The 425-nt window shown below is 51.1% G+C and carries 4 tRNA genes; all 4 read left to right on the top strand.

The annotated features are described in order from the left end of the window. Nucleotides 1-82: 82 nt before the first annotated feature. The 4 genes from ACQRDX_RS09550 (at nucleotide 83) to ACQRDX_RS09535 (ending at nucleotide 419) form a co-directional block, all read left to right on the top strand. Nucleotides 83-155, top strand: a tRNA-Asp gene (locus tag ACQRDX_RS09550). 21 nt (nucleotides 156-176) lie between these two features. Next, nucleotides 177-249 (top strand) — tRNA-Lys (locus tag ACQRDX_RS09545). Nucleotides 250-252: 3 nt separating this feature from the next. Next, nucleotides 253-334 (top strand) — tRNA-Leu (locus ACQRDX_RS09540). Between the two features lie 12 nt (nucleotides 335-346). Beyond that, nucleotides 347-419, top strand: a tRNA-Thr gene (locus tag ACQRDX_RS09535). Nucleotides 420-425 lie beyond the last annotated feature (6 nt).

The following is a 425-nucleotide window of genomic DNA, read 5'->3' as shown; positions in this document are numbered from 1 at the left end:
TCAGCTGGGAGAGCATCTGCCTTACAAGCAGAGGGTCAGCGGTTCGATCCCGTTAACTCCCATCAGTTGTAGAAATACAATAGGTCCCGTAGTGTAGCGGTTATCACGTCGCCCTGTCACGGCGAAGATCGCGGGTTCGATTCCCGTCGGGACCGTTCAATGAAAGTTGAAGGTATGACTCGTTAGCTCAGTTGGTAGAGCAATTGACTTTTAATCAATGGGTCACTGGTTCGAGCCCAGTACGGGTCATATGCGGGTTTGGCGGAATTGGCAGACGCACCAGATTTAGGATCTGGCGCTTAACGGCGTGGGGGTTCAAGTCCCTTAACCCGCATTAGAGAAGTTAGCCGGCTTAGCTCAGTTGGTAGAGCATCTGATTTGTAATCAGAGGGTCGCGTGTTCAAGTCATGTAGCCGGCATTTATA

The organism is Streptococcus sp. SGI.013 (assembly GCF_050315295.1).
GTDB lineage: Bacteria > Bacillota > Bacilli > Lactobacillales > Streptococcaceae > Streptococcus > Streptococcus porcorum.
The sequence above is the reverse complement of the archived record's forward strand: the minus strand, read 5'-3'. Positions and strand labels throughout refer to the sequence as shown.